Genomic DNA, 4,823 nt, shown 5'->3' with positions numbered 1-4,823 from the left:
CCGTCCACCATCTCCGTCTTGCCGGCCATCGCGCAAGCCTTGAGCGGACGCGCCGAGATCTACCTTGACGGGGGCGTCCGCAGCGGGGCCGACATCGTCAAGGCCCGGGCGCTTGGCGCGAACGCCGCCGCCGTCGGCCGGGCGACCCTCTACGGCGTCAGCGCCGGTGGACAGCTCGGGGCGGACAAGGCGCTTTCGATCCTCAGCGAGGAATTCGACCGGTGCCTCGCGTTGATGGGCCTCCCCTCGCCGCGAGAGCTGACCGCGAGCTGCGTGCGCACGCCGAGCTCGTGGGGCGGCGACCTCGGCCCCGCCACGGCGCCGCAGCGGTCCGCTGAAGCCGCGGAGGGTTAGAGCGGCCCCAGACCGAACCGCCGAGGGCTAGACCATTCGCAGCCGAAGTGGACGCCGGTTCGGCGTTTCGAAGGGTCCAACTTCAAAGGCTTATGAGCGTTGCAGCGCGCTTAGCGCCTGCGAGCCGGTTTTCTCGATATGCCGCTTCAAGAGGGCGATCGCGTCATTCCTGCGCCGTTCGACCGCAGCCGTGGCCAGTTCGATGTGCTCCGCCAAGGTATCGCGGTGCGGGTACGGAGCTGCTAGGAACAGACGTCTATATCTGTCATTCAGATCATGCAGCGTCTGAGTGAACTGAAGCAAAAGCGGCATGTCGCAAGCAGATAATAGCGCCGAGTGAAAATTACGATGCGCCTGCTCCCAAATCTCGACCGCGCGTGAATCCTTTGGATCTGGATCGCGGGGGCTGGCGCGCAATTCCTCGAGCCGAAGGCGCACTAGCTTTTCCCATTCCAAATCACCGTGCTGAATCGATTCACGAAGCGCCAGGGGCTCCAGATGGACGCGAAGCTTGACGATCTGACGCAGATCATCATCTGAAACCGGGGCGACCCGATAGCCGCGATTGTCTTGGAAAGTTAGGAAACCTTCAGAGTAAAGCCGCGAAAGCGCCTCGCGCAGCGGACTCAAACTCACGCCCAAATGGTCCCGCACGCGATCAATATTGACCTTGCTGCCTGGCGCAATTTCACCGGCGATGATTGCGGCGCGCAAACGCTCGGCGACCGTGCTCGCCAACGTGGGACCAGGCCTCGCCGGGTCGTCTCCGCCGACATCCGTATTAAAAATCTGATCGATAGACATGAAGGTTCGCCTGCGAGCGGGAGGCAAGCCCTGCCCGACGCTCAAACAGCGGCAGATGCTGTAGGGCTCTTGCGAAATCCGGTCGCCGCGGGATCGCCTTGGGCTGTGCCTGCCTCGATATAATCGATTTCACCCATAAGTGATTGCGCGCTCGATGACAAGCGCCGAAGGATCGGCTGCAACGATCCGCGATCGTTTTCGGCAGCGGGGCGGATCGCCCTCCTCGCGCGGCTCTGGCGAGGCCTGGGGCGCTCCGCGCGCAACACGGCGGCTTTCAGGCGAAAGCCCCTGCTTCCCCGCTTCCTTGCCGGACGATAATCGATTATCGTGGCGACCAAAAGGATGTCCCAGTGCGGGGCTTTGGTCAGGGGGGAGCAATGAAGGTTCCTGCGGCGATTGCGGAAATCATGAAGCGCGAAGGCGTGGACATCCTGTTCGGATATCCGCGCAACGCCGTCCTGGAGGCGGCCGCGGGGGCCGACATCCGCACCGTGATCGTGCGTCAGGAGCGCACGGGCCTGCACATGGCTGACGCCTATTCGCGAATGACGCGGGGCAGGAAGATCGGCGCATTCGCGATGCAGCACGGTCCGGGGGCCGAGAACGCCTATGGTGCCGTGGCCCAGGCCTATTCGGAATCGATCCCCGTGCTGGTGCTGCCGGCCGGCTATGCGCGCCGGCTGGCGCATGTGCCGGACAACTGGAATTCCACCATCCAGATGGCCGGCGTGTCGAAAACCGCCGAGCCGATCAACCTGCCGGCGGAAACCCCCAACATCATGCGCCGCGCGTTCACCGCGTTGCGCAACGGCCGCCTGCGACCGGCCGTCGTCGAGATCCCCTATGACGTGAACGACGAGGAGGTCGGCGACTTTCAGTACGAGCCGGTGATGACCACCCGTTTCGGCCCCGACCCCGAAGCGGTGCGCGTCGCCGCGCGGGCGCTGGTGGAGGCTCGGCGGCCGGTGATCTACGCTGGCCAGGGCGTGCATTGGTCGGACGCCTATGCGGAGCTGAAGGCCTTGGCCGAGCTCCTCGCCGCGCCGGTCTGCACCAGCCTGGAAGGCAAGAGCACGTTTGACGAGACCCACCCGCTGGCGCTCGGCTCGGGCGGGGCCGCGATCCCCAAGACCGTGCGCCATTTCCTGAACCAGGCGGATCTGATCTTCGGAATCGGCTGCAGCTTTTCTTACACCGGTTTCGGCGTCGCCATGCCCCCCGGCAAGACCATCCTTCATGCGACGCTCGATCCGGCCGACCTAAACAAGAACTACCCGACCAGGCACGCCCTGGTCGGCGACGCGAAACTGACGCTGGCCGCCCTCCTGGCGGCCTGCCGCGAGCTGATCTCCTCGCCCCGGGACCCCTCGGCGGTCGCCGCCGAGATCAAGACGGTGGAGGCGCAATGGTTGCAGGAGTGGATGCCGCTGCTCACGGCGAACGATGCCCCGCTCAACCCCTACCGTGTGCTTTGGGACCTGCAGCACACGGTCGACAGGGACAACGTCATCATCACGCATGATGCTGGCAGCCCACGCGATCAACTGACGCCCTATTGGAAGTCCACCACCCCGCTCAGCTACATCGGCTGGGGCAAGACCACACAGTTGGGTTACGGGCTCGGCTTGGCCATGGGCGCCAAGCTCGCATGTCCGGACAAGCTGTGCATCAACGTCTGGGGCGATGCGGCTATCGGCTTCACCGGCATGGATTTCGAGACCGCCGTACGCGAGCGCATCCCGATTCTGTCGATCCTGCTCAACAACTCGGCCATGGCGATCGAAGTCCCCGGCATGCCGGTCGCGACCAGGAAGTACCGCTCCACCGACATCAGCGGAAACTACGCCGACTTCGCCCGGGCGCTGGGCGGCTACGGCGAGCGCATCACCCGACCGGAGGACATTGTCCCGGCCATCCGCCGTGGCGTCGAACAGACGCAGAACGGCGCGCCCGCGCTTCTGGAGTTCATCACGTGCCAGGAAACCCGCGCCTCACGGCTATGAGGCCGCACAGCTCCGAGCCGCCGGCGAGGTCCGGGGCTGGCGCGCCTCCATGAGCGTGCTCGCGCCTCTGCGGAGCCTTCTGGGCGCCGACGTGATCCAGCTCCCCGGCGAGTTCGACGCGGCCCCGCGGCTGCACGACCAGTGCACCGCGGCGCCGCCGGAGGCCCGCCTCCTCGGTTTGGCCCGGCCGCGCTCGACCGAGGCGGTGTCGCAGATCCTGAAGTTCTGCAACGCCAACGACATCAAGGTGGCGCCCCAAGGCGGGATGACCGGCCTCGTAGGCGGCGGCGTGCCGATCGGGCCCGCGCTGGCGCTCTCCCTCGAACTCATGCGCGCGATCGAGGAGGTGGATCCGGCGGCGGGCGCCATAACGGCCCAGGCCGGCGCGACGCTCGAGGCGGTTCAAGTCGCGGCCGATGAGGCGGGCATGTTCTTCCCGCTCGACATCGGCGGGCGCGGCACGGCGCAGATTGGCGGGAACGCCTCGACCAACGCCGGCGGCAACCGGGTGGTTCGATACGGCATGATGCGGGCTCTGGTTCTGGGGATGGAGTGCGTGCTGGCCGACGGCGCTATCGTCAGCTCGCTCAACAAGATGATCAAGAACAACGCCGGCTACGACCTGAAACACCTGTTCATCGGGTCGGAGGGCACCCTCGGCGTGATCACCCGCCTCGTCCTGCGCTGCATGCCCAAAGCGCGGTCGCTTTGCACCGCCCTATGCGCCGTGAAAGACTATCACGGCGTACTGGAGCTTTTGGCCGCGGCCCGCTCGGGCCTCGGGGCGACGCTTTCGTCCTTCGAGATGATGGAAGCGGATTTCTATCGCCTCGCCATCAAGGCCCGGGGTCGCCCGGCGCCGCTGGCGCCGACCCACGGCTGCTACGTGCTGATCGAGACGATGGGCGACGACGAGGGCTCGGACCAGGCGCGTTGCGCGGCGGTCATCGGCGAGGCCATTGACGCCGGCGTCGTGCAGGATGCGGTGATCGCCAAGTCCGGCGCCGAGGTGCGCGAGCTTTGGGCCGTCCGCGAAAGCACCCTTGACTTCCCCAAGCCCAACATCGGCTTCGATATCTCCATCCCGCCTGGCCAAATGGGGGACTACACCGCCCACGTGAAGGCGATGATCGAAGCGCGCTGGCCCGGAACCCTGGCGGTATTTTTCGGCCATGTCGCCGACTCCAACCTGCACCTTGCAATCAAGAGCAACGCCGATCCGGCGTGGGAGCAAGCCGTGGAGGCGCTCGTCTACGCCACGATCGGGGAGTGGAAGGGATCGGTCTCGGCCGAGCACGGAATCGGCGCGCACAAGAAACCGTTCTTGCAGTACTCGCGCACGCCCGAGGAGGTGGAGCTGATGCGCACGCTCAAGCGCGCGCTCGACCCTAAGGGCATTCTCAATCCTGGAAAGGTCTTCTAGGCGGCGCCTGCCGCTGTTTTTCCGGTCAGAGCGACCCCCGCGCCCTACATCTACGATCATCCCGCTTTCGCAATGTCAGGAAAACCGAATAATTCCATCTAAGATAAACGAAGGAATATCCTAATGACTCAACACCAGGACCACATAGTTGTTCTGGTTGTAGATGACGACTTCATGATTCGACTCGACATTTCGGAGACTCTTCGCGAAGAGGGCTTCGAGGTGCTGGAGGCGAGCGA

At 65.2% G+C, this 4,823-nt stretch carries 4 protein-coding genes; 3 read left to right on the top strand and 1 reads right to left on the bottom strand.

The window, feature by feature from the left end:
* On the top strand, positions 1-354 hold a 354-nt coding region (locus VJS38_RS19535), incomplete at its 5' end, for an alpha-hydroxy-acid oxidizing protein (protein WP_324089817.1).
* A gap of 90 nt (positions 355-444) precedes the next feature.
* Here VJS38_RS19535 and VJS38_RS19530 read toward each other — a convergent pair.
* Positions 445-1,158, bottom strand: coding sequence for a GntR family transcriptional regulator (locus tag VJS38_RS19530; RefSeq protein ID WP_324089816.1), 714 nt, complete (start codon positions 1,156-1,158; stop codon positions 445-447).
* A 377-nt stretch (positions 1,159-1,535) separates the two neighbouring features.
* Between VJS38_RS19530 and VJS38_RS19525 the strand changes: the two genes are divergently transcribed.
* Both VJS38_RS19525 and VJS38_RS19520 read left to right on the top strand, forming a co-directional pair.
* Complete coding sequence (locus VJS38_RS19525) at positions 1,536-3,161, top strand: thiamine pyrophosphate-requiring protein (RefSeq protein WP_324089815.1); 1,626 nt, start codon at positions 1,536-1,538, stop codon at positions 3,159-3,161.
* A gap of 49 nt (positions 3,162-3,210) precedes the next feature.
* Positions 3,211-4,584 carry an FAD-binding oxidoreductase gene (locus VJS38_RS19520; RefSeq protein ID WP_324089814.1) on the top strand — a complete coding sequence of 458 codons (1,374 nt, stop codon included), beginning with the start codon at positions 3,211-3,213 and terminating at the stop codon, positions 4,582-4,584.
* Positions 4,585-4,823: the final 239 nt, after the last annotated feature.

Source organism: Phenylobacterium sp., assembly GCF_035276905.1.
Classification (GTDB): domain Bacteria; phylum Pseudomonadota; class Alphaproteobacteria; order Caulobacterales; family Caulobacteraceae; genus Phenylobacterium.
Note: the sequence above shows the minus strand (reverse complement) of the source record. Positions and strands in the feature narration are given on the sequence as shown.

What these genes read in the sequence shown, in the direction of transcription:
- VJS38_RS19530 (WP_324089816.1), bottom strand. Translation starts at nt 1,158, where the DNA reads ATGTCTATCGATCAGATTTTTAATACGGATGTCGGCGGAGACGACCCG.
- VJS38_RS19525 (WP_324089815.1), top strand. Translation starts at nt 1,536, where the DNA reads ATGAAGGTTCCTGCGGCGATTGCGGAAATCATGAAGCGCGAAGGCGTG.
- VJS38_RS19520 (WP_324089814.1), top strand. Translation starts at nt 3,211, where the DNA reads ATGAGCGTGCTCGCGCCTCTGCGGAGCCTTCTGGGCGCCGACGTGATC.